Annotated in this window: 22 protein-coding genes; 13 read left to right on the forward strand and 9 right to left on the reverse strand. The window is 71.5% G+C overall.

All coding sequences use genetic code 11. The features are described from left to right. Positions 1–48 precede the first annotated feature (48 nt). Complete coding sequence (locus ABTW72_RS04145) at positions 49–2,352, forward strand: esterase-like activity of phytase family protein (RefSeq protein ID WP_350854086.1); 2,304 nt, start codon at positions 49–51, stop codon at positions 2,350–2,352. A 174-nt stretch (positions 2,353–2,526) separates the two neighbouring features. Here ABTW72_RS04145 and ligD (ABTW72_RS04150) read toward each other — a convergent pair whose 3' ends face one another. Both ligD (ABTW72_RS04150) and ligD (ABTW72_RS04155) read right to left on the reverse strand, forming a co-directional pair. Then, a complete protein-coding gene (gene ligD, locus ABTW72_RS04150) occupies positions 2,527–3,444 on the reverse strand; it encodes a non-homologous end-joining DNA ligase (protein WP_350854089.1) in 918 nt (305 codons plus the stop codon). Then, positions 3,434–4,375: a non-homologous end-joining DNA ligase gene (gene ligD, locus ABTW72_RS04155; protein ID WP_350854091.1), complete on the reverse strand. Its 942-nt coding sequence runs from the start codon at positions 4,373–4,375 to the stop codon at positions 3,434–3,436. Before ligD (ABTW72_RS04155) ends, ligD (ABTW72_RS04150) begins: the two co-directional genes overlap by 11 nt. Before the next feature lie 85 nt (positions 4,376–4,460). On the opposite strand from ligD (ABTW72_RS04155), the gene ku reads away from it, so the two are divergent. The 6 genes from ku to ABTW72_RS04185 all read left to right on the forward strand — a co-directional run bounded on the left by ku (position 4,461) and on the right by ABTW72_RS04185 (position 9,758). After that, entirely contained in the window at positions 4,461–5,486 is a 1,026-nt protein-coding gene (ku, locus tag ABTW72_RS04160) for a non-homologous end joining protein Ku (RefSeq protein ID WP_350854094.1), read from the forward strand. Positions 5,487–5,559: 73 nt separating this feature from the next. Continuing rightward, on the forward strand, positions 5,560–6,198 hold the full coding sequence (locus ABTW72_RS04165; protein WP_350854097.1) for a DUF4241 domain-containing protein: 639 nt from the start codon (positions 5,560–5,562) through the stop codon (positions 6,196–6,198). A 146-nt stretch (positions 6,199–6,344) separates the two neighbouring features. Further along, positions 6,345–7,016 (forward strand): FKBP-type peptidyl-prolyl cis-trans isomerase, encoded by a 672-nt coding sequence (locus tag ABTW72_RS04170; protein WP_350854099.1) that lies wholly within the window; start codon positions 6,345–6,347, stop codon positions 7,014–7,016. A gap of 189 nt (positions 7,017–7,205) precedes the next feature. After that, complete coding sequence (locus ABTW72_RS04175; protein WP_350855375.1) at positions 7,206–8,033, forward strand: SCO6745 family protein; 828 nt, start codon at positions 7,206–7,208, stop codon at positions 8,031–8,033. A gap of 32 nt (positions 8,034–8,065) precedes the next feature. Then, positions 8,066–8,719, forward strand: a complete 654-nt coding sequence (locus ABTW72_RS04180) for an HAD family hydrolase (RefSeq protein WP_350854102.1) — start codon at positions 8,066–8,068, stop codon at positions 8,717–8,719. 28 nt (positions 8,720–8,747) lie between these two features. Next, positions 8,748–9,758: an NADPH:quinone reductase gene (locus ABTW72_RS04185; protein ID WP_350854105.1), complete on the forward strand. Its 1,011-nt coding sequence runs from the start codon at positions 8,748–8,750 to the stop codon at positions 9,756–9,758. Between the two features lie 182 nt (positions 9,759–9,940). Here the strand turns inward: ABTW72_RS04185 and ABTW72_RS04190 are convergent, their stop codons facing one another. Beyond that, a complete protein-coding gene (locus tag ABTW72_RS04190; RefSeq protein ID WP_350855377.1) occupies positions 9,941–11,575 on the reverse strand; it encodes a fatty acid--CoA ligase in 1,635 nt (544 codons plus the stop codon). Positions 11,576–11,646: 71 nt separating this feature from the next. Here ABTW72_RS04190 and ABTW72_RS04195 point away from each other — a divergent pair, with 71 nt between their 5' ends. Continuing rightward, positions 11,647–12,138 (forward strand): NUDIX domain-containing protein, encoded by a 492-nt coding sequence (locus tag ABTW72_RS04195; protein ID WP_350854108.1) that lies wholly within the window; start codon positions 11,647–11,649, stop codon positions 12,136–12,138. 15 nt (positions 12,139–12,153) lie between these two features. On the opposite strand, the gene ABTW72_RS04200 is transcribed toward ABTW72_RS04195, so the two are convergent. After that, positions 12,154–13,188 (reverse strand): aldo/keto reductase, encoded by a 1,035-nt coding sequence (locus ABTW72_RS04200; RefSeq protein ID WP_350854111.1) that lies wholly within the window; start codon positions 13,186–13,188, stop codon positions 12,154–12,156. Positions 13,189–13,313: 125 nt separating this feature from the next. Here ABTW72_RS04200 and ABTW72_RS04205 point away from each other — a divergent pair, with 125 nt between their 5' ends. Further along, the gene (locus ABTW72_RS04205) at positions 13,314–13,946 is read left to right on the forward strand and encodes a TetR/AcrR family transcriptional regulator (protein ID WP_350854114.1); all 633 of its coding nucleotides are present in this window, start codon (positions 13,314–13,316) and stop codon (positions 13,944–13,946) included. 63 nt (positions 13,947–14,009) lie between these two features. Here ABTW72_RS04205 and ABTW72_RS04210 read toward each other — a convergent pair whose 3' ends face one another. Then, on the reverse strand, positions 14,010–15,686 hold the full coding sequence (locus ABTW72_RS04210) for an MDR family MFS transporter (protein ID WP_350854117.1): 1,677 nt from the start codon (positions 15,684–15,686) through the stop codon (positions 14,010–14,012). 196 nt (positions 15,687–15,882) lie between these two features. Further along, positions 15,883–16,425, reverse strand: coding sequence for a type 1 glutamine amidotransferase domain-containing protein (locus tag ABTW72_RS04215; protein ID WP_350854120.1), 543 nt, complete (start codon positions 16,423–16,425; stop codon positions 15,883–15,885). A gap of 181 nt (positions 16,426–16,606) precedes the next feature. On the opposite strand from ABTW72_RS04215, the gene rfaE2 reads away from it, so the two are divergent. Together rfaE2 and ABTW72_RS04225 are read left to right on the forward strand one after the other, a co-directional pair. Further along, complete coding sequence (gene rfaE2, locus ABTW72_RS04220; RefSeq protein WP_350854123.1) at positions 16,607–18,442, forward strand: D-glycero-beta-D-manno-heptose 1-phosphate adenylyltransferase; 1,836 nt, start codon at positions 16,607–16,609, stop codon at positions 18,440–18,442. Then, complete coding sequence (locus tag ABTW72_RS04225) at positions 18,439–19,317, forward strand: glycosyltransferase family 2 protein (protein ID WP_350854125.1); 879 nt, start codon at positions 18,439–18,441, stop codon at positions 19,315–19,317. Before rfaE2 ends, ABTW72_RS04225 begins: the two co-directional genes overlap by 4 nt. 1 nt (position 19,318) lies before the next feature. Here the strand turns inward: ABTW72_RS04225 and ABTW72_RS04230 are convergent, their stop codons facing one another. From ABTW72_RS04230 to ABTW72_RS04240, 3 genes are read right to left on the reverse strand one after another with little or no spacing between them, the layout of a single operon-like run. Further along, on the reverse strand, positions 19,319–20,425 hold the full coding sequence (locus ABTW72_RS04230) for a glycosyltransferase family 9 protein (RefSeq protein WP_350854128.1): 1,107 nt from the start codon (positions 20,423–20,425) through the stop codon (positions 19,319–19,321). Positions 20,426–20,433: 8 nt separating this feature from the next. Next, entirely contained in the window at positions 20,434–20,985 is a 552-nt protein-coding gene (locus ABTW72_RS04235) for an Hsp20/alpha crystallin family protein (RefSeq protein WP_350854131.1), read from the reverse strand. Further along, the gene (locus ABTW72_RS04240) at positions 20,985–21,488 is read right to left on the reverse strand and encodes a DUF2231 domain-containing protein (protein ID WP_350854134.1); all 504 of its coding nucleotides are present in this window, start codon (positions 21,486–21,488) and stop codon (positions 20,985–20,987) included. Before ABTW72_RS04240 ends, ABTW72_RS04235 begins: the two co-directional genes overlap by 1 nt. Positions 21,489–21,655: 167 nt before the next feature. Between ABTW72_RS04240 and ABTW72_RS04245 the strand changes: the two genes are divergently transcribed. After that, entirely contained in the window at positions 21,656–22,273 is a 618-nt protein-coding gene (locus ABTW72_RS04245; RefSeq protein ID WP_350854137.1) for a pyridoxamine 5'-phosphate oxidase family protein, read from the forward strand. A 100-nt stretch (positions 22,274–22,373) separates the two neighbouring features. Then, positions 22,374–23,258, forward strand: a complete 885-nt coding sequence (locus ABTW72_RS04250) for a class I SAM-dependent methyltransferase (protein WP_350854140.1) — start codon at positions 22,374–22,376, stop codon at positions 23,256–23,258. Positions 23,259–23,283 lie beyond the last annotated feature (25 nt).

Below are 23,283 nucleotides of genomic sequence, written 5' to 3' on the forward strand. Positions count from 1 at the left end.
CCGGCAACTGTCAGCCTCCGTGCGGGTACGACCTAACGGAGGAAGTCCTTGACACTCAGAAGAGCATTCACCGCGCTCACCGCAGCCGGTGTCGCCGCCGCCAGCCTGACCGGGGCCACCCCCGCGTCGGCCGGCGCGCACCACCACCACCCGTCGCTCACCTTCGACCGGGTCGCCACGTACCCGGTGTTCCAGAACCGTCCGGCCGGCGAGGATCCGACGACCGCGACGGTCGCCGAGATCTCGGCGGTCAGCGAGGACGGTCGCACCCTGATCCACACCGACGCGCTGGCCCGGCGCATCGGCTTCCTGGACATCTCCCGTGCCGACCGGCCGCGCGGCCTCGGCACGCTCTCCCTGGACCAGCTCGGCGACGCCGAGGACGAGCCGACCTCGGTCGCCGTGGTCGGCAGGTACGTGCTGGTGGTGGTGAACACCAGCGCCAGCTACACCGAGCCGTCCGGCCGCCTCGACGTGATCGAGCTGGCCAGTCGCAAGCGGGTGGCCAGCTTCGACCTTGGCGGCCAGCCCGACTCGATCGCGATCAGCACTGACAAGCGGTACGCCGCGATCGCCATCGAGAACGAGCGCGACGAGGAGGCCACCCCGCCTGGCGGCGAGGAGGGCGACCTGCCCCAGGCGCCGGCCGGTTTCGTGCAGATCGTCGACCTGGTCGGGAAGTCTCCGGCCGGTTGGCGGCTGCGGCCGGTCGCGCTGACCGGGGCCGACGGCAGTGCACTGCCCGCGCTGACGCAGGCCGGCCTCGCCGCGCCCACGGACCCCGAGCCGGAGTACGTCTCGATCAACAGCCGCAACCAGTTGGCCGTGACGCTCCAGGAGAACAACGGGGTCGCAGTGGTCGACCTGCCCACCGGCCGGATCACGAAGGTGTTCAGCGCCGGCACCGCCACGGTCAGCGGCATCGACACCAAGAAGGACGGTGTCATCGACCTGACCGGCGGCATCACCGACGTGCCGCGCGAGCCGGACGCGGTGGCCTGGGTCGACGACCGCTATCTCGCCACGGCGAACGAGGGCGACTGGCACGGCGGCACCCATGGCTGGTCGATCTTCGACAGCCGCAGCGGACGCGTCGCCTGGGACGCCGGCAACACCTTCGAGCGGCTCGCCGTCAGCTACGGGCTGCACAACGAGGACCGGGCCGGCAAGAAGGGCACCGAGCCGGAGGGTGTGGCCGTCGCCGAGTACGGCGGTGTCCGGTACGCCTTCGTCGGCTCGGAGCGGAGCAACTTCGTCGCCGTCTACGACCTGGGCAACCCCACCCGTCCGGTGTTCCGGCAGGTCCTGCCGACCACCAACGGTCCGGAGGGGCTGTTGCCCATCCCGTCGCGCGGGCTGCTCGCGGTTTCCAGCGAGGAGGACGACGCCGCTGTCAACGTTCGGGCTTCGGTGTCGCTCTTCCAGCTCGGGAAGGCCGCCCCGACGTTCCCGAGCATCGTCTCCGGCACCGACCGGACCGGCGCCCCGATCGGTTGGGGCGCGCTCGGCGCGCTGAGCGCCGCCCCGGGCAAGCGGGACCAGCTCTACAGCGTCACCGACGCGGCGTACAGCCAGACCCGCATCCTCAGCATCGACGCGAAGCGGACACCGGCCGTGATCACCGGCGCGCTGCCGGTTCGGGACGCGGTCGGCGCTCCGGTCGGGTACGACGCGGAGGGCATCTTCGCCCGCCCGCAGGGCGGCTTCTGGCTGGCCGTGGAGGGCGCCAAGGGCGCGGAGAACACGCTGGTCCGGCTCGACGCCGCCGGGGTGACCCGGCAGACCGTTCCGCTGCCCGCCGAGGTCGCCGCCGGTCTCGGCAAGCAGGGCCTGGAAGGGGTCACCGCGACCACCGACCGGCAGGGCCGGGAGATCGTCTGGGTGGCGGTGCAGCGGGAGTTGAGCACCGACCGGGCCGGCATCGTCCGGCTCGGCCGGTACGACGTGGCGGCGGGCACCTGGAGTTGGTTCGGCTACCAGTTGGGGGCCACCACAGTGCCCGGCGACTGGATGGGCCTCTCCGAGATCACCGTGGTCGGTGACCGGCTCGCGGTCATCGAACGGGACAAGCTCAACGGCCCGGCCGCCACTGTCAAGCGGATCTACACGGTGCCGCTGCCCGGCGCGGCGGCGACCGGCCCGCTGACCGTGCTGCCGAAGACGCTCGCCGTCGACGTGCTGCCCGCGCTGCGCGCCACCAACGGGTGGACGCAGGAGAAGCTGGAGGGTCTGACCGTCGCCGGCAACGGTGAGGTGTACGCGATCACCGACAACGACGGGGTCCAGGACGCCACCGGTGAGACGGTGCTGCTGCGTCTCGGCGACAGCCGCAAGGTCTTCGGCCGCCGCTGATCCGCATCGCCCGCGTGGCAGGGCCGTCACGCCGATGTGCTGTTGAGCGGTATACCTCAGAGGTATGAATATGACTCTGAGGTATACCGCTCGCTGTCGCATCCGCCCGGGCGTCGGTGACCGACGGTCACCGCCGGGCGCCGACCGCTGACTGCCCCACGGCCCCAGCCACTGCTAGCCCTCGACCGGCAGTTCCGGGCCGCCGTCGAGCAGGGGGGCGAGCAGGTCGTCGTACTCCTCGACCCGGGCCAGGACCTCGGCGGCGGTGAACTGGCGGACGGCCGGTTTCCGGCCGCGCGCGCCGGCCTCGACCTCGTCCCAGGTCAGCGGCGTCGACACCGACGGCACCGACTGGGCCCGCAACGAGTACGGCGCGACTGTGGTCTTCGCCGCGTTGTTCTGACTCCAGTCGATGAAGACCTTGCCCGGTCGGAGGTTCTTCGCCATCTTGGACACGATCAGCTTCGGGTGGGCCTTCTCCAACTCCTGGGCGATCCGCCGGGCGTAGTCGGAGACGAGGTCGGACGACTGGGTGCCGGCGATCGGGCAGCAGAGTTGCATGCCCTTCTTGCCGGAGGTCTTCGGGTACGACTCGATGCCGTCGTCGGCGAGGCGGTCGCGCATCAGGACCGCCACCGGGCAACACTCGGCGAGCCCGGCCGGCGGCCCCGGGTCCAGGTCGACGACCATCATGTCCGGGTGTTCGCCCACCTTCCACTGCGGTGTGTGCAGCTCCAACGCGGCCAGGTTGGCCAGCCAGACCAGGGTGGGCAGGTCGTCGGCGACCACGTAGTCGATGGTTTCCCGGCCCTTCGTCGACCCGGGCGCCGGCAGGTTCTCCACCCGCACCCAGTCCGGCGTCGCGGCCGGCGTGTTCTTCTCGAAGAACGACTTGTCGTCCACCCCGTTGGGGAAGCGGATCCGGGTGACCGGCCGGTCCCGCAGGTGCGGCAGCAGCACCGGGGAGATCCGGGTGTAGTAGTCGATCACCTCACCCTTGGTGAAACCAGCCGCCGGGTAGAGCACCTTGTCCAGGTTGGACAACTCCAGCGCGCGGCCCTCGACGTCCACCCGTAGCCGTTCAGCCGGCATCGTCGACCTCCTCCGGAGGCTTGTCCGGGCGCAACCGCAGCACCCGGGGGAAGCGCAGCCGGCCGTCGGGGGTGCGCTGGCCGTACTTCACCTCCACCACCACCTGGGGTGTTACCCAGATGGCGCCCCGCGCATCCTCGCGCGGCACACCCGGCGCGAACGGTGACACGCCGGAGCGCAGCGGCTCCAGCTCGGCGAGGAGTTGCCGTTCGATGGCCGCGCCGATCCCGCCGCCGACCCGACCCCGGTAGATCAGTCGGCCGTCCGGGCCGGGCACCCCGACCAGCAGCCCGCCAATCCGGCGCGCGCCAGGTCGCCAACCGCCGATGACGAAGTCGCCGGTCACCTCCAGCTTGACCTTCACCCAGTCCGGCGAGCGCACCCCCGGGCGGTAGACGGCCCCGATCCGCTTGGCCATCACACCCTCGAGGCCGTGCTCACCGGCCGCCTCGTAGGTGGCCGGCCCGTCGGCGAACATCGGCGGCACCGCCCACCGGAGGCCACCGAGCGCCAGCGCCTCCAGCGCCTCCCGGCGGCGCTCGTACGGCCAACCGGTCAGGTCGTCGCCGTTCAGCCGGAGCAGGTCGAAGATCATGTACGTCACCGGCATGACCGCTGCCAACCGGGCCGCCTTGGCCCGGTCCCGCACGTGCATCCGCTCGGCCAGCGCGGTGAACGACGGCTGCCCACCCTGGCCGAGCAGCACCACCTCACCGTCGAGCAGCGCGTCGTCGACCTGCTCGGGCAGGGTGGCCAACTCCGGGTACGCGGCGGTGATCTCCACGCCGGAACGGGCATACAGGTGCTGACTGCCACCTGAGATGTCGGCCAACGCGCGGACGCCGTCCCACTTGAACTCGTAGGCCCAGCCGTCACCCGCCGGGAGCGGCCCGGTCATCGCGAGCATCGGCTTGAGCGGCGCGCCGGGCACGACCCGACTGTAGTAGCAGCCCGAACACCTCGCGTCCGGTTCTTTCGGATGCGAGCATGGTCGATACCGGGGAAGGGAGCACAGGATGCGTGCCATCTGGAAGGGAGCCGTGTCGTTCGGGCTCGTCTCGATCGGGGTGAAGCTCTACTCCGCGACCGAGGAGAAGGACATTCGGTTCCACCAGGTGCACCGCGAGGACGGCGGCCGGATCCGCTACAAGCGCACCTGCTCGGTCTGCGGCGAAGAGGTCACCTACGACGACATCGCCAAGGGCTACGACATCGGCGGCGGCGAAATGGTGATCCTCACCGACGAGGACTTCGCCGACCTGCCGCTGACCAGCTCCCGTGCCATCGACGTGCTGGAGTTCGTGCCGGCCGAGCAGGTCGATCCGATCCTCTACAACAAGGCGTACTTTCTGGAGCCGGAGGGCGCGGCGACCAAGCCGTACGTGCTGCTGCGCGACGCGCTCATCGACTCGGAGCGGGTGGCCATCGTCAAGGTGGCGCTGCGCCAGCGCGAGCAGTTGGCCACGCTGCGGGTCCGCGAGGGTGTGCTGCTGCTCAACACCATGCTCTGGCCGGACGAGATCCGTACCCCGGACTTCGGTTTCCTCGACGAGGATCTCAAGGTGCGCCCGCCGGAGCTGGCCATGGCCAGCTCACTGATCGACTCGATGACCGGCGAGTTCGAGCCGGACGTCTTCACCGACGACTACCGGGCCGCGTTGCAGGAGGTCATCGACGCCAAGGTGGAGGGTCGGGAGGTCGTCCAGCCGGAGGAGGTCGAGGAGGCCCCGGCCGCGGCGGTGGACCTGATGGCGGCGCTGAAGGCCTCGGTGGAGCGCGCCAAGGCGGCGCGCGGCGAGCAGCCCGTTCGCGGTGGCGGCGGCGGCGAGCCGACGCCCATCTCGTCGGCCCGCTCGGCGCAGAAGGCAGCCGAGAAGAAGGCGGCCAAGGCCCCCGCGAAGAAGACGGCGGCGAAGAAGACGGCCGAGAAGAAGGCGGCGGAGCCGGCGAAGAAGACCGCCGCCAAGAAGACCGCCGCGAAGAAGGCGGAGCCGGCGAAGAAGACCGCCGCCCGCAAGACCGCACCCCGCAAGAGCGCCTGACCGTACGGCAGCGGCGGCGGTGTCCGCCTCGCCGGGTACGCTCCGCCGGCCGCTGGCGACCGGAGGAGCCCCCATGCCGTACACCCCTGATCTGGACCGGTTGCTGACGCCCGGTGCCCGCTTCACCGACCAGCACGGCGGATATCTGATCGAGGTTCACCCGGTGGGCGACATCGTGCTGCCCACCGGCCAGGTGGTCGGGTGTGACCCGCTGGTCTGCCCGGAGGCCGAGCCTTTCACGGTCACAGTGCCACCGGGGCGGCATCCCGCCCGCGCCTGGGTGGCGGTGGTGCTCCGGGAGGACGCCGAGGTGGACCGCCGGGTCGCCGCGCTGGAGCTGGTGGTCTCGGCGGAACCGACGATCCGGTGGGAGCCGGCCGTCGCGGGCGACCAGGACGTCGCCACGCTCGGCGCGGACGACTACTTCGGCTACGGGGTGGACGCGGGCGTCGGCACCCTCGCCGACCCGACAGCGCTCGCCGTCCTGGAGAGCTGGGACTACGACCGGGTCGAGGAGGTCTTCATTCCGACCGAGCTGCCCTCGTCCCCGGTCCCGGGGCTGATCAGCGCCGTGTTGGACGAGGCCAGCGGCGCCAACGTCGTCACCGTGACCACCGGTTGGGGCGACGGCTGCTACGGCACCTGGATCGGCCGTGCTGCCGACGGCCGGATCACGTCGTTCGTGACCGACTTCATGGTCGTCCCGGAATAACCGCCCCGGAAAGCCCCGGAACTGTCGCGCTGGGCGATCCGAGGCGTCCGCGGCGGGCACGGTAGGCCGCGGTGCGGGTACCGTGTGCGTCGGCTTTCCCCCCGGCACCGGGTGCCGGCCACACTTCGCAGCAGGGAGTCGACGACGTGAGCGAGCGGACGCAGCAGACGGGCCCGGACCAGAGCCCGGCAACCAAGTCGGGGCGCCGCCTGGCCGCCCAGTTGGCGGAGAAGAAGGCCGCCGACGCGAGGCGCAAGCGCAACGCGTGGCTCAGCGGTCTCCTCGCCGTCGCCGTGGTCGGAGGGCTGATCGCCGTCTTCGTGGCGATCGGCGGGGGCGACGACAAGCCCAAGAACCAGGCCGACGCCACCCCGTCCGCATCCGCCCCGGCCCCCGACGAGGCCGGCGCACCCCCAGCTCCGCAGCTGCCCGAGGGCGCCGACCCGGCGCTGGGCACCAAGCCGGCGGTGACGCCGGGCTCGGGCGACCTCAAGAAGCTCACTGTCACCCCGCTGATCAAGGGCAAGGGCCCGGCCGTGCAGAAGGGCCAGAACATCACCACCAACTACGTGGGGGTGTTCTTCAAGGACGGCAAGGAGTTCGACTCCTCCTGGAGCAGCGGGCAGCCGGCCACCTTCCCGATCGGCGTCGGCCAGGTCATCCCCGGCTGGGACCAGGGTCTGGTCGGGGTGACGGTGGGCAGCCGGGTGCAGCTCGACATCCCGGGCGAGCTGGCGTACGGCAACGACGCGGCCAAGGCTGGTGGACGCCCCACCGGTCCGCTGCGCTTCGTGGTGGACGTGCTCGCCGCCCAGTGACCTGTCCGGGTCGTCCCGGTTGTCGCCGGGGCGCGATGGAGTTGTTCACATGGGGCTTCCGGCCCGTCACCCTGCGGCAGTAGGTTCGGCGTCACCCCGGGCGGTTCGCCGCCCGGGGTGAGCATCCGGAACCGGGACGCGGAGGTGCATGTGACGGCGCTGGACGAGCCTGGGCGGACCGCCCGGTCGATGTGGGCGTACTTCGAGCCGGTGCACACTGTCACCTACCTGCACCCCCGGGCCCGGGCCGCGTACGAGGCGGTCGGGCTGCGCGGCTACTGGCGCGGTTACTTCGCCGGCCGGGCCGCGCCGCTGGGAGCCGCCGAGGCGGCGCCGGTGATCGCCGCCTTCTTCAACTTCGCGCCGCCGATGGTGGCCCGCGCACTGCCGGCGGTGTGGCGGTTGGCCACCCCGCAGGAGGCGCTGCGCGCCCGTCTGACGGGTGCCGTGCAGGCGCTCGCCGAGCTGACCTACGAGCTTCCGGAGTCGCACCTGGTGGAGGCCGCCGACCTGCTGGAGCGGGCCGCCGCGGCGGCGCAGACCGCCGGCCGGGTGCTCGGTGCGGCCAACGCAGCCCTCCCCGCGGGCGAATACCCGCTGGCGCGGCTCTGGCAGGCCGCCACCACGCTGCGCGAGCACCGGGGGGACGGGCACGTGGCAGCGCTGGTGGCCGCCGGCCTCGACCCGGTGGAGACGCTCACCGGGCGGGTCGCGCTGGACGGTTCACCGCCGCAGTACCTGCTGGGCCGGGGCTGGTCCGAGGAGCAGTGGCAGGCCGCCCGCGGGCGGCTCACCGAACGCGGTTGGCTGACCGGGGACGGCGCGGCCACCGACCACGCCCGGGCCGAGTTCCAGGCCATCGAGGACGCCACCGACCGGGCCGCCGCGCACCCGTGGCAGGCGCTCGGCGCCCACGACACGGACCGGCTCCGGGAGCTGCTGGAGCCGATCGCCCGGTCCGGTCACACACTGCTCCCCGAGGGCAGCCCGCTCGGTCTGCCCGCGTTGCCCGGCTGACCGGGCACCCGCCGGTCGGGCAGGATGGGCCCGTGACTGATGCGGTGGTCTTCGACCTGGACGGCGTGATCGTGGATTCCGAGCCGGTGTGGGAGGAGGTCCGTCGGGCGTACGTGGCGGCGCACGGCGGGACGTGGCAGCCGGACACGCAACGTCGACTCATGGGGATGAGCACCGGTGAGTGGGCCCACTATCTCAGCGGTGAGCTGGGCGTCGACCGCACCGCCGAGCAGGTCGCCGTCGAGGTGGTCGAGGAGATGACCCGGCGCTACCGGGAGCACGTACCCCTCATCGACGGCGCCGATGAGGTCGTCCGCCGGCTGGCCGCGCGGTGGCCGCTCGGGTTGGCCAGCTCGTCGCCGACCCGGTTGATCGAGGCGGCGCTGGCGGCGACCGGCCTGACCGACGCGTTCGGCGCGACCCTCTCCACCGAGCAGACCGAGCGGGGCAAACCGGCGCCGGACGTGTACCTGAGCGTGGCGCAGCGCCTCGGCGTCGACCCCGCCCGCTGTGTGGCGGTGGAGGACTCGTCCAACGGGGTGCGCTCCGCTGCGGCGGCGGGGATGCGGGTGGTGGCGGTGCCGCACGGCTCGTACCCGCTCGATCCGGACGCCGCCCGGCTGGCGGTGGCGACGCTGAACGCGATCGGTGAGCTGACCCCGGAGCTGGTGGACGAGCTGGGTTGACCCGGGTCGAGCCGGGTAGAGACCACGGATGAAGGCCATCGTGTACGAGCGCAACGGCGACCCTTCGGTGCTCGATCTGGTCGACCGCCCGGTGCCGGAGCCGGGTGCGGGCGAGGTCCTGGTGCGGATGGCGGTCTCCGGGGTGAACCCGACCGACTGGAAGTCCCGCCGCAACGCCCCGCCGAACGGGTGGCAGATCCCCGGGCAGGACGGCGCGGGGGTGGTCGAGGCGGTCGGCGAGGGGGTCGACCCCGACCTGATCGGTGAGCGGGTGTGGGTCTGGGAGGCCGCCTGGCAGCGACCGTGGGGCACGACGGCGGAGTACACGCTGGTGCCGGTCCGGCAGGCGGTGCGCCTCGGCCCCGCCCCGTTCGAGTTGGGTGCCGCCCTGGGCATCCCGTTCCTCACCGCGCACCGCTGTCTGACCGCTGGCGAGTTCATGCCGGACACACTGCGGGCCGGCGCGCTGGCGGATCACACGGTGCTGGTGCAGGGCGGCGCGGGCGCTGTCGGCAACGCCGCGATCCAGCTCGCCAGGTGGGCCGACGCCACGGTGATCGCCACGGTGAGCAGCGCGGAGAAGGCCCAGCTCGCGGCCTCGGCCGGCGCCTCCTTCGTGATCAACTATCGGGAGCAGGACGTGGTCGAGGAGGTCCACAAGATCGCCCCCGACGGGGTGCACACGATCGTGGAGGTCTCTCCCGCCCACAACGCCTCGGTCGACGCACGGGTGCTGCGGCACGGCGGCGCGGTCTGCATGTACGCCGACAACGGCGGGGACGAGGTGAGCATCCCGATCCGGGCGATGATGGCGCCGAACGCCCGCTGGCAGTTCGTCCTGGTCTACACCGAGCCGAAGGCGGCGAAGGCGCAGGGCGTGAAGGACGTGGCGGCGGCGGCCAGCCAGGGCGGCATCCGGGTCGGAGCGGACGCCGGTCTGCCGCTGCACTACTACCCGTTGGCGGAGGCGGCCGCGGCGCACCAGGCGGTGGAGGACTCGACGGTGGGCAAGGTGCTCATCACCACCAGCGACGCCTGATCGGGTCGCTGACCACCCGATTTCCCCGTCAGCAGGACAGAAGCGAACAACTTTCGCAACAATGACGGTGCGGGTCACCCCGCGTGGAGCGGGCGGCCCCGGCGCGGTGCGAACGCCGGGGCCGCCCCTGGGGAGGGTTAGGAGTACTCCCGCCCCAACAGGCGACAGTGCCGGGGAAAACGTTACGGGGCTGTCAGCTCCCGGACACTCAGCTCGCCCCCGGCGTACCGCGAACGGACGACCTTCTTGTCGAACTTGCCGACGCTGGTCTTCGGCACCGTGTCGATGAACGCCCAGCGCTCGGGCAACTGCCAGCGCGCCACCGACCCGGCCAGGAAGTCCCGCAACTCCTCGGCGGTCACCGAAGCGCCCTCCCGGACCACCACGGTGGCCAGCGGACGCTCGTCCCACCGCTCGTCCGGGACCCCCACCACGCACGCCTCCAGCACCGCCGGGTGGGCCATCAGCGCGTTCTCCAACTCCACCGACGAGATCCACTCACCACCGGACTTGATCACGTCCTTGGCGCGGTCGGTCAGGTTGATGTACCCGTCCGGCGAGAGGGTGCCCACGTCGCCGGTACGCAGCCAACCGTCGCGGAACTTCTCCTCGTCCGGGGCGTCGTCACCGACGTACCGCGCGGTCACCCACGGCCCCCGGACCTCCAGTTCGCCCACGGCCGTGCCGTCGGCGGGCATCGGGTCGCCCGACGGGCCGACGATCCGCGCCTGCACGCCCGCCGGCACCCGTCCCTGGGTGTAGCGGTAGCGCCAGGCCTGCTCACCGGTCGCGCCGGCGGGCGGACGCGAGACGGACCCCAGCGGGGACATCTCGGTCATCCCCCAGGCGTGGATGACGTCGATCCCGTGCCGCTCGTCGAACGCGTGCATCAGCGCCGGTGGGCACGCCGAGCCGCCGACGATCACCTCACCGAGCGAGGAGGTGTCCACGTCGTGGGTGTCCAGGTAGGCCAGCAGGTCGGTCCAGATGGTCGGCACCGCACCGGCCAGGGTGGGCCGCTCGGCGGCGATCATCTCGGCGATCGGCGCGGCCTGGAGGAACCGGTCCGGCATGATCAGCGACGCGCCGGAGAGGAAGGCCGCGTAGGGCAGGCCCCAGGACATGGCGTGGAACATCGGTACGATGGCCAACTCGCGGTCGGTCGGCCCGAGACCGAAACCCTCCGGCATGCAGACCTGCAACGAGTGCAGATAGATCGACCGGTGCGAGTAGGCCACGCCCTTCGGGTTGCCGGTGGTGCCCGAGGTGTAGCAGAGCGCGGCGGCGTCGCGCTCGTCCACCTCGGGCCAGTCGTACGTGTCGGGCCGGTCGGCGAGCAACGCGTCCCAGTGGTGCACCGTGATCCGGTCGCCGGCCGCCGCCACCAGCGGCGCCGGGTCCCCACCGCCGACCACCACGACGTGCCGCACAGTGGTCAGCTCACCGATCACCCGGGCCAGCAGCGGGATCAGCGTGCTGTCGACGAGGACCACCCGGTCCTCGGCGTGGTTGGCGATGTAGACGACCTGGTCGGGGAAGAGCCGGATATTGAGCGTGTGCAGCACCGCGCCCATGCTCGGCACCGCGAAGTAGGCGACCAGGTGCTCGTTGTTGTTCCACATGAAGGTCGCGACCCGCTCGTCGCCGGTCACCCCACACTCGTCGCGCAGCCCGTGTGCCAGCCGGGCGGCGGCCCGGCCCACCTCGGCGTACGTCATCCGGCGGGGTTCGGCACCCGTCCAGGTGACCACCTCGGCCGTGCCGTGCACCACTGCACCGTGGTCGAGGATCCGGGAGATCTGCAGAGGGGCGTCCATCATCGTGCTACGCATGGGTAACAAGCTAGTGTCGGCGGTCACACGTTGGGAACCCCCGTAAGTTGTCGCAGGTGAGCATCTCCTGGGCCGATTCGTACGTGGGGCAGTTGCGCGCGCTCGCCGGGGACCGGACGCTGATGTTCGTCGGCGCCCGTGCCGTGGTCAACGACGACACCGGACGCATTCTGTTGATCAAACGCTCGGACAACGGCCAGTGGGCCATGCCGGCCGGCGCGATGGAGCTGGGCGAGTCGATCGCCGACTGCGCGGTACGCGAGGTCCGTGAGGAGACCGGGCTGCGCGCGCTGCGGGTCTGCGCGTTCGCCCTCTACACCGGCCCGGACCGGACGAGCACCAACATGTACGGCCACACGTACCAGGTGTTCACGACGGCGTTCAAGGTGGAGGAGTGGGACGGGCAGTTGGCCCGGGTCACCGACGAGACCACCGACGCCGGCTTCTTCGCCCGCGACCGGTTTCCCGCCCCACTCTCCACGTCGGTCATCGAGACCCTGGCCGACCTGGACGTCTTCGAGCAGACGAACCGGCTCATCCTCAAGTAGGACGGCCGGGCCGCGTTACTGCGGGTAGCGCATCCCGGCGAAGAACCCTTCCTGGATCCAGTTCGGGTACGCGACCGGCAGCTTGGTGGCCTCGTCCAGCTCGGTGAGGTCCTGCTCGGTCAGCGTGAGATCCGAGGCGGCGATGTTGTCGACCAACTGCTCGTGCTTGCGGGCACCGACGATCACGCTGGTCACGGCCGGTCGGGACAGCAGCCAGGCGACCGCCACCCGCGCCGGGCTCACCTCGTGCCGCTCGGCGACACCCTTGAGCACGTCGACCACGCCGAAGGCGTGCTCCGGGTCGAACGGGGTGAAGCTGGCGTACCCGGGCTGGGCGCTACGCGCGCCGCTGTCGGCGACGGCACCGTCCCGGCTGACCTTGCCGGAGAGGAAACCACCGGCGAGCGGGCTCCAGACGGTCACCCCGACGCCCTCGTTGAGCGCCATCGGCACCACGTCGCGCTCCACGTCCCGGCCCAGCAGCGAGTAGTACTCCTGCACCGAGACGAACCCGGCCAGCTTCTCCCGGGCCGAGATACCCAGCGCCTTGGAGATCTGCCAGGCGGCGAAGTTGGCGGCGCCGATGTAGCGGACCTTGCCCTGCCGAACCGCGTCGTCGAGCGCGCGCAGCATCTCCTCCATGGGAGTGATGTGGTCGAAGTTGTGGATCTGGTACAGGTCGATGTGATCGGTGCCCAGTCGGCGCAGGCTGTCCTCCAGGTTCTGCATGATGTGCAGCCGGGAGGTGCCGACGTCGTTCGGGCCGGGGCCCGTCCGGGAGTGCACCTTCGTCGCCAGTACGACGTCTCGACGCCGCTTGCCGAGCGCCTTGCCGAGCAGTTCCTCGCTCTCGCCGTCGCTGTAGCCGTCGGCGGTGTCGACGAAGTTGACGCCGGCGTCCAGCGCGGTGTCCACCAGCCGCTGCACCTCGGGCAGCGCCAGCCCACCCAGGGTGCCCCAGAGCGGATGCCCGCTGCCGCCGAAGGTCATCGCGCCGAGCGAGATCTCCGAGACGTACACCCCGGTGGTGCCCAGCAGTCGGTACTTCACGTGTGTCGCTCCTCGTGGTGGGTCGGAGGCCGAGGTCAGGCACTCCGTGGTCACTATGTCGGACACTGTGTCCGGCAACGAGCGTACGTCGCCGACCCGACCCCCGGCCACCTAGGATTCCGGCTATGCCCTCGATCACCCGCCGCCGCCCGCGCAACCCTGACGGACGCGCGGCCGTCGAAGCGCGGGTGCTGGCGGCCACCGAACGGCTCCTGAAGGAGGGGATCCGCTTCACCGACCTCGGCGTGCAGCGGATCGCCGCCGAGGCCGGCGTCGCGCGGTCGACCTTCTACACCCACTTCCGGGACAAGACCGAACTGCTCATGCGCCTCGCCGGCACCATGCGGGAGAGTTCGTTCGACCGCACCGGCAGTTGGGAACCCGGCGGCCCCGGCGACCCGCTCGCGCGACTCACCGAGGTCTTCGCCGACGTGATCCGGATATACCGGACGTACGCCCCGGTGCTGGCCGCGGTCAGCGAGGTCGCCGCGTACGACGAGGCGGTCCGGGAGTACTGGGCGGCCGGGCTGGAGAAGTTCGTGGCCCGCACCGTGGACGCGCTTCGGATCGAGCAGCAGGCCGGGCGTACCCCCGCCGGCCTGGACGTGGTGATCGCCAGCCGGCTGATCGTGGTCGGCGGCGACCGCTTCCTCGCCGACCACGTCAGCACGACCTCGGCCGACCCCGAGACCGACGCGGCGGCCGCCCGGGAGTTGGCCGCGACCTGGTGGTACGGCGCCTACCGCCGCCCCGCCTGACCCCTGGGTCCCGGCCGACACCGATCGCCCCGGGGCGGCCCGGGGCGATCGGTGTCGAGATGCTCAGATCATCGTCTGCGACTTGGCCTCCATGTCGGCGGCGGCCTCGTCCTTCGACTCGCGGGTCAACGGCTTGCCGCCCGGAGCCGGGGCCTCCCCGCCGAGCGGGTCGGCACCGCCGGTGGCACCCTTCGGGCCGGCACCCCGAAGCTGCGTGTTGGGCAGTGTCAGGGTGACCACCACCGCCACGATCGCGATCAGGCCGGCGGTCAGGAAGACCATGTCCAGCGCGTCGACGAAGGCGCCCTGGATGGCCGCGCGCACCGGCCCCGGCAGGGCCAGGATGGTGGCCGGATCGTTGATCGAGATGTTGGCGCCGCCACTCGCCGCCACCGCGGCCTGCTCCTGCGGCGGGAGCTGCGCGATCGCGCCGGGCAACCGGTCGGCGAGTCCGCTGGTCAGCCGGGACGAGAGCACCGTGCCGAGGATCGCCACCCCGAACGAACCGCCCAGCGACCGGAAGAAGGTCGCCGAGGAGGTGCCGGCACCCAGGTCCCGTACCGAGACCGCGTTCTGTACCGCCAGGATCAGCGACTGCATGCACAGACCCAGCCCGACGCCGATCACCACCATGTACCCGAACGCCACCCAGAGCGAGGTGGCCACCGCCAACTGGGTGAAGAGGAACATGCCGACCAGGAGGGTCACCGAACCGGCCACCGGGAACCACTTGTAGCGGCCGATCCTGGTCATCGCGCGGCCGGTCAGGATCGAGGTGATGATGATGCCGGCCATCATCGGCAGCATCAGCAGACCGCTGCGGGTCGGCGAGGCGCCCTTCACGATCTGCAGGTACAGCGGGATGAAGATGATCGAACCGAACATCACCAGACCGATGATGAGCAGGGCCGAGTTGGCCAACGCGAAGGTGGCGCTCCGGAACAACCGCAGCGGCAGGATCGGCTCGGCCACCCGGGCCTCCTGGAGGACGAAGAGCACCCCCAGCACCACGCCGGCCACGAAGAGCCCGATGATCACGCCGGAGCCCCAGGCGTACTCGTTGCCACCCCAGCTCAGCGCGAGCAGCAGCGAACTCACCCCGGCCACCAGCAGGCCGGCGCCGAGCCAGTCGATCGAGTGGTCCCGACGCTCGAACGGGATCAACCGCATCACGTGGTAGCAGACGACGATGGCCAGAATCGCCAGCGGCACGTTGATGTAGAAGATCCACCGCCAGTCGGTCTCCGCGAAGTAACCGCCCACCAGCGGCCCGGCGACCGACGAGATCCCGAAGACCGCGCCGAACAGGCCCTGGTACCGACCACGCTCCCGGGGTGACACCACGTCCGAGATGATGGTGAACGCGAGCGTCAGCAGACCACCGGCGCCGAGACCCTGGATACCCCGAGTGACGATCAGCTGGGTCATGTTCTGCGACAGCCCGGCCAGCAACGACCCGAGCAGGAACGTGCCGATCGAGAAGAGGAAGACCGGCCGACGCCCGTACAGGTCGGCCATCTTGCCGTAGAGCGGCGTCGACGCGGTCGAGGCGAGCAGGTACGCGGTGACCACCCAGGAGTAGTGGTTGATCCCGCCCAGCTCGCCCACGATGGTCGGCAGCGCCGTGCCAACGATGGTCTGGTCGAGTGCGGCCAGCAGCATGCCGGTCATCAGGCCCAACATGAGCAGCCGGATCTGCTGACGGTTCAGCACCGGCGCATCTGAGGCTTCGGTGGTCATGTGGCCTTCTATCCCGCGAGCCGCAGAACATGCGCCCAACCACCAAAAAACCAACCCAGCGCCCCTCGCACGCTCCCGCGTCCTGCTCCCGCGTCCTGGCGTTGATCAAGAGGTTTGCGTCATGACGCACGGCGTCGCGTGACGCAAACCTCTTGATCACCGGGTGGAAGGGCTGGGGGAAAGGGCTGGGGGCCGGTTAGGGGGTGGTGAAGGATTTGGTGATTGCTGCGCAGAAGGCGGGGAGGTCGTCGGGTTTGCGGCTGCTGGTCAGGTTGCCGTCGGTGACGCACTCCTCGTCCACCCAGGTGGCTCCGGCGTTGGTCAGGTCGGTACGCAGGGACGGCCAGGAGGTGATCCGCCGGCCGCGCACCACGTCCGCCTCGATCAGCGTCCACGGGCCGTGACAGATCACCCCGACGGGCTTGCCCGCGTCGAAGAACGCCTTCACGAACCGCACCGCGTCCGGGTCGCCCCGCAGGAAGTCCGGGTTCGCCACCCCTCCGGGCAGCACCAGCGCGTCGTAGCCGGCGGCGTCGGCCTTGTCGACGGTGACGTCCACGTCGTACGTCTTTGAGTGGTCCAGGTGGTTGAAGGACTGGATGGAACCGGGCTTCAGCGAGACCAGCTCGACCGTCGCGCCGGCGTTCTCGACCGCCTCGCGTGGCTGGACGTACTCGACCTCCTCGACGCCGTCGGCGGCCAGGAAGGCGATCCGCTTGCCCTGCAATGTCGCTGCCATCTCGGTACATCTCCTTTCCGGGGGGTACCTCAATCCCCTTCCCGCCCTCGAACGCCCGAAACAGGTCGGACAGGTTCGGACCGGTGAGGACCGGTCGGGAGCCGCCGACGAGCGCCTGACCAGCGGCGGGACCGGTCGGCGCGCAGGTTTGTCGGCCAGGCCGCTGGGGACCCGGGGAGGCATGGCAGGAGCAGCAGCGGAGCAGCGCCGGTTCGCCACCGTCGTGGAGAGCTGGCTCGGACGCCCAGTCCTGATCGTCGGTGACGCCATGTTGGACGAATGGCGGTTCGCCGACTCCGACCGGCTCTGCCGGGAGGCGCCCGCCCCGGTCCTCACCCTGCGCCGGCGGATCTCCGCCGCGGGTGGGGCCGCGAACACCGCCGTCAACGTCGCCGCCCTCGGCGGCCGGGCGGTGCTGGTGGCACCGGTCGGCGCCGACGTCGCCGGGGACGAACTGCACGACTGCCTGGACCGCGCGAGCGTCTGGGACCGCACTGTCAACCAGCCCGGGCGACCCACCCCGGTCAAGCGGCGAATGTTGGCCGGCAACCAGATCCTGCTGCGTGAGGACTCCGGCGACCCGGAGGACGCCCTGGACCACGACGGGGTCAGCCGGCTGCTCACCGCCCTGAGCTGCGCCACCGAGGAGTTGCGCGCCGCCGCCGGTGGGGAGGCGCCGACCCTGGTGGTCTGCGACTACGGCCTGGGCGCGCTGCCCGCGCCGGTCCGCGCGTGGCTGGTCGAGAACCGCCAGCGGTACGCCACAGTCGCGCTGGACGCCCACGACCTGGCCGACTGGCGGGGCCTCGCGCCGACAGTGGTCACCCCCAGCTTCGCCGAGGCGACCCGGCTGTTGGCCCGCGCGGGCGGTACGACCCGTCCGACCGGTGGGACCGAACTGCACCTGGAACACCCGGACGGCGACCCCGTCGACGGGCCGTCCGAGATGACCGTCGGCGCGGCCCCGGGGGCGGTACGCGCCGACGACACCGCCGCCGAGTTGACCCGGGCCGACCGCCCGGGGCCGGTCGGCGAGCCCACCCCGGGCGAGGGACGTGTCGCCCTCACCGGCGACGGGCTCAGCGTCACCGGCACCGGCGTCACCGTGAACACCCGGGCCGGAGAGGGCGTCGACCGGGCCGTCCTGGCCGAGTCACGCCTGGCCGAGCTGCGTGCGCACACCGGTGCCGACGTGGTCGCGGTGACCCTGGACACCGAGGGCGCGGTGGTCGGCGGTGTCGACGGGGAGCCACGACGCAGCCACAGCACTCCGGTGCCGGCGAGCCACGCCGTGGGTGCGGGCGACGCGTACCTGGCGGCGATGACGTTGGCCCTGGCCGCCGACGCGCCCCTGCCCACCGCCGCCCAACTCGCCCAGCTCGCGGCCACCATCACCGTCTCGGACACCGGCACCTGCGTGTGCCGACGGGACGACCTGCTCGCCGCGTTGGACCAGCCGACCGGCACCACGAGCCACCCCGCGCTGGTCGGTGGCGACGAGCTGGACGCGATCGTCGCCGAGTACCGCGAGGCGGGACGGTCGGTGGTCTTCACCAACGGCTGCTTCGACGTGCTGCATCGCGGGCATGTGCGCTACCTGGAGCAGGCCCGCGCGTTGGGCGACCTGCTCATCGTGGCGGTCAACTCGGACGGCAGCGTACGACGGCTGAAGGGCCCGGACCGGCCGGTCAACCCGGTCGAGGACCGGGGTGCCCTGCTCGCCGCGCTCGCCTGCGTGGACCACGTGGTGGTCTTCGAGGAGGACTCACCGGCCGCGCTGATCGAGGCGGTTCGGCCGGACGTGTACGTCAAGGGCGGCGACTATCCGCCGGAGCTGGTGCCGGAGGCGCCGCTGGTACGCCGGCTGGGCGGCCAGGTGCGCACCCTGGGGTACGTGCCGGACCGGTCCACCTCCGCGATCATCGAGCGGATCCGGTCGCACAGTCAGGACCCGTCGCCACACGTCGACGACGCGGAGCCCGACCCGTCGCTGCGCACCCGCACCCAGGCGTCGTGAACCGCCCCCTCGACCTCGGCACGCCGGAGGAGTTCCGCGCCGACCGGCTGGTGGACGTGCTGATTCCGACCCGGAACCGGCCCGCCGAGCTGGCCGTCACCCTGGGCGGGCTCGCCGCCCAGGACGGGGTACCCGGCTTCGGCGTGGTCGTCAGCGACCAGTCCGACGGGGATCCGGCCTACACGGATCCCGCCGCGGCCACCATGGTCCGGGCGCTGCGCCACCGGGGCCACCCGGTGCTGCTGACCCGCCGGCTGCCCCGACGGGGGTTGGCCGAACACCGGGCGTACCTGCTCGCCGCCTCGGCCGCCCGGTACGTCCTCAGCCTCGACGACGACATCTGGCTGGAACCGGGTGCGCTGCACCGACTGGTCACCGCGATCGGTGAGCTGGGCTGCGGGTTCGTCGGTAACGGCGTGCACGGGCTCTCGTACACCGATGACGTACGGCCGGAATCGCACGGCCACTACGAGGAGTGGGTCGGGCGGCCCACACCGGAGCGGATCCGACCCGACACCCCGGAGTGGAACCGGGCCCGGATCCACTCGGCCGCGAACCTGCTGCACGTCACCGAGCAGTTGGCGCTGCCGCCGGGCGCGTGGCGGGCGTACAAGGTCTCCTGGATCGGCGGGTGCGTGCTCTACGACCGGGCCAAGCTCGTCGACGCCGGCGGCTTCGACTTCTGGCGTCGGGTGCAGGAGAAGCACCAGGGCGAGGACGTGGCCGCGCAGCTCGCCGTGTTGGCCCGCCACGGCGGGGCGGGCATCCTGCCCAGCGGCGCGTACCACCTGGAGTCGCCCACCACGGTCACCGAACGGGACGTGGAGGCGTGGGAGGTCGTCCTCGCCGACGAGGACACCCCGCAGCCGGCCTGACCTACGGGGCGAGCAACTCCCGGGCGGCTTCCAGCACCTCGATCACCGGTACGTCGGTCACGAACGAGTCCCGGTGCGGGCACTCCCCGTCGCCGGGCCGGTGCGGATAGATCCCCGGTGTGCAGTCCACCCCGCAGACCGGGCAGTGCACAGTCCACGAACTGATCGGCCGGTGCCGACCCCGCAGCGGGCTGGCCCCGTTGATCAGGTTGCCGACCCAGAAGATGCCCACAGTGGGCGCGCCCACCGCGGCGGCCAGGTGCAGCGGGCCGGTGTCGTTCGAGACGACCAACGCGCAGTCGGCGTAGCAGCCGACCAGCCCACCCAGGCTGAGCGTGCCCACCTGTGGACGCACCGGCACCTGCGCCGCAGCGACGACCCGGTCCACCACCTCCTGCTCGGAGGGCGTGCCGGTGACCAGCACCTCGTAGCCGTCCTCGTGCAGCGCACGGGCCACCTCGGCGAAGCGCTCGGCGGGCCAGCGGCGGCGGGTGTCGGTGGCACCCGGATGCAACGCCACCCGGGGACGGCTTGCCGGGCCGAGCACCTCGGCGGCCTCGACCCGGTCGTCGTCGGTCACCGTCAGCGTCGGCGTGATGGTGGTGGCCGGCGCTCCCGCCAGCGCCACCACCTCCAGGTAGCGGATCACCTCATGCTGGTAGTAGACGTAGCGCAGCCACCGGTCCAGCGGCGGTGCGTCGTCGGTGCGCAGGCCGACGGTCAACCGAGCGCCGAGCCGACTGATCAGGGGGTTGGAGTTGGCACCCCCGCCGTGGATCTGCACCGCCAGGTCGAATTCCGCACCGGCGGCAGCGGCCACGAAGTCGTCCATCGACGACTCCGGCTCGCCCGGCTCCGGCGTACGGATGCCGGCTGCCGGCGGCACCACCAGCACCCGGTCCACCGGGCCGGGCCGGTCGCGCCAGAGCTTCGCGTGCCACGGCGCCCCGAGCAGCACGATCTCCGCCGAGGGGTACGCGCTGCGCAACGCGTCCAGCGCCGGCAGAGCGAAGATGAAGTCACCGAGCGCGTTGGCGCGCAGCACGGCGATCCGCCGCACGTCGGGAAGGCGCTCGGCGGTCGGACCGAGCACGGACGGGGTGACCACCCGACCCGCTACGGCCGGTCGATCTCGCCGGCGGTGTCCGGGCGGTGCAGCTCCCGGTCCGCTGCGGGATCGGCTGGCATCGGCGTACCCGTGGAGAGGTCGCCGGAACGCGGCCCGGTGCGGCCGACGGTGATGGTGCGCGGCGCGGGCCGGGTCGCCCGTGGCAGCCGAACCCGGAGCAGGCCGTGGTCCATCACCGCGTCGATGGTGTCCGGGTCGACCCGCGCCGGCAGGTTGACCCGGTACTCGAAGCCGCGTGTCTCGAAGCCGCCGGGGATGCCCTGGTCGGCGTTGACCTCCGCCTCCGAGCGGGCCCGCACGCACAACTCGCGGTCGTCCAACTCGACGGCCACCTCCTCCGGCGCCACCCCGGGCAGCCGGACGACGACCTCCCAGCCGTCCGAGGTCTCGGTCAACTCGACGTCGGACGCCCCGCCGCGACCACCGACCAGGCGACTCAACTCGGAGCGCAGCGACTGCAACTCCCCCATCGGGTCCCAGCCCTGCTGCCGACCGCCGCGCCACCCCCGGCCGAAGCCGCCGAACTGCTGCTCGCTCATCACACCTCTCCGATCCGCTGGGTGGCCGCCGGCGGCCGTAGTGAGCTGGGCGCGTCCAGGCCGGCGTCACTGTCGACGCCCACACCGAGCCGGTCGACCAGCTCACCACCGAGCCAGGCGCTGATGCCGAGAATCGCCAGCGCGACCACCTCGATGGCGACCAGTGACCCACCGGCGGCCCGGGAATCCGCGTTGAGCCGCACCGCCCACACGGCGGCGAACAGCAGGATCACCGCGACGTTGGCGCCCGCGTGCAGCAGACCCACCCGCTTGGCGCGGGTGCCGGTCGGAATCGCCAGCAGGTCGAACGAGCCGGCCGCCGCGGCGAGCAGACCGCCGATCAGGCCGACGGTGATGTTCCAGTACGCGACCTCGCCGAGGAAGTCGGGACCGCCGACGGTGTCCACCACGTCGAACAGCACCGCTGTGGCCAGCAGCGCGACCGGGAACATCACCAGCATCGGATGGACTGGGTGACCCAGTACCTTGAGTCGGCTCTCCATCTCCCGGCCTCCACTGGTCGGCGTCCTGCGGAATGGTCTCGTGCGGGCGAGCGCGTCGGGTGAGGCCGTACCCCCGGCAACCAGGCACAAACCTCGCGCTGGTCACGGCGGCCTAGGCTGACGACGGTGGTGCCCGCCACCGGGTCAACGGCTGAGGGAGGATCAACGTGACGGTGGAGATCACCTCGCACGAGGAGTTGCGCGAGCTTCTCGGCGTGCCGAACGCGCGGGCCGCCAGCAAGGAACGCACCCGGCTGCACGAACGGGACCGCGAGTGGCTCGGCGCCTCGCCGTTCTGTCTGATGGCCACGGCCGGCGCGGACGGCAGCTGCGACGTCTCGCCCAAGGGCGACCCGGCCGGGTTCGCCCTGGTGCTGGACGACACGACCATCGCGCTGCCCGAGCGGCCCGGCAACAGGCGGGCCGACGGCTACCGCAACATCCTCGACAACCCGCACATCGGGTTGCTCTTCCTGATTCCCGGGCGGACCGACACGCTGCGGATCAACGGGCGGGCCCGTCTGGTCAGTGACGCGCCCTGGTTCGACGACATGGTGGTCAAGGGGCACCGGCCGGTGCTCGCCGTGGTGGTGGAGATCGAGCAGATCTTCTACCACTGCGCGAAGGCGTTCCTGCGGTCCGCGCTGTGGCGGCCGGAGACCTGGCAGCCCGAGGCACTGCCGTCCCGGGCACGCCTGATCAAGGAGGTCGAGGCCCCGACGGAGAGCCTCGAAGACCTGGAACGGCACTACGGCCCGGCCTACGCCACGAAGATCTACGTCTGACCCCGCCGCACGACAGGATCGCACTGTCGGACGACACCGGTTCGTCAACCCCTGCTTACCGAGAGCGATGACTCTGGCAGTCGCCTGATAGCTTTCGTCGATGAGCTCGACAACTGAGCAGGGTGCGTCCGGCCATGTTGGTCGCGTCGCTGACTACTACGACGACAACACGCGTCGGTTCCTCCTGGTTGCCGAGAGCCCGGGCAGTGACGCCATCCATCGTGGCGTGTGGACGCCGGACGTCGCGAACACGGCAGCGGCCATGGACACCGTCAACCGCCTCATGATCGAGCGCTTGCGCGGGCACGTCCCGGCGGGAAGCGCAAGGGTGCTCGACCTTGGCTGTGGTGTGGGCGGGACGATGGTTCGCCTGGCCCGCGAGGTGGACGGGTTCGTCTCCGGGGTGACCATCAGCCGAGTGCAGGCCGAGATCGCAGCGAAGCGGTTCGACCGCGAAGGACTGACCGACCGCTGTGACGTGATCTGCGCCGACTTCGCCGAGCTGCCCGCGGAACCGCACTACGACGCCATGGTCGCCGTGGAGGCGGTCGTTCATTCGCCGTCGCTGGAGAACCTGATCCCGTCCCTGGTGGCTCGGCTGCGCCCTGGAGGTCGCCTCATCCTGTGCGACGACTGGGCGACCGAGAAGGATCGCGGGCTCGCCGCTCGGGAACGTTGTCTCGACCAGTTCCGTGCCGGCTGGCGCGTCGGAAGCTTGCATACCGTGGCCGAGCTGGTCGCCATGTCCGAGCGCGCGGGCCTGCGCCTGGTCGAGGACCTGGATCTCACGCCGTACCTGCACCTCGGGCGGCCCCGCGACCGCGTGATCAAGCTGGCCGTCGGCGCCACAGCCCTGCTGCCACGGCTTCGCAACCGTCTTGTCGAGATGCCGTTCTGGGCCAACATGATCGGCGGTTCAGCGTTGCAGGCCGGATTGTCACGGCGCTGGCTGGAGTACCACTTGATCGTGCTTGAGAAGGCGTGAGGTTCGGCTCGATCACTCGTGGCGC

Source organism: Micromonospora sp. NPDC127501 (assembly GCF_040302185.1).
Classification (GTDB): domain Bacteria; phylum Actinomycetota; class Actinomycetes; order Mycobacteriales; family Micromonosporaceae; genus Micromonospora.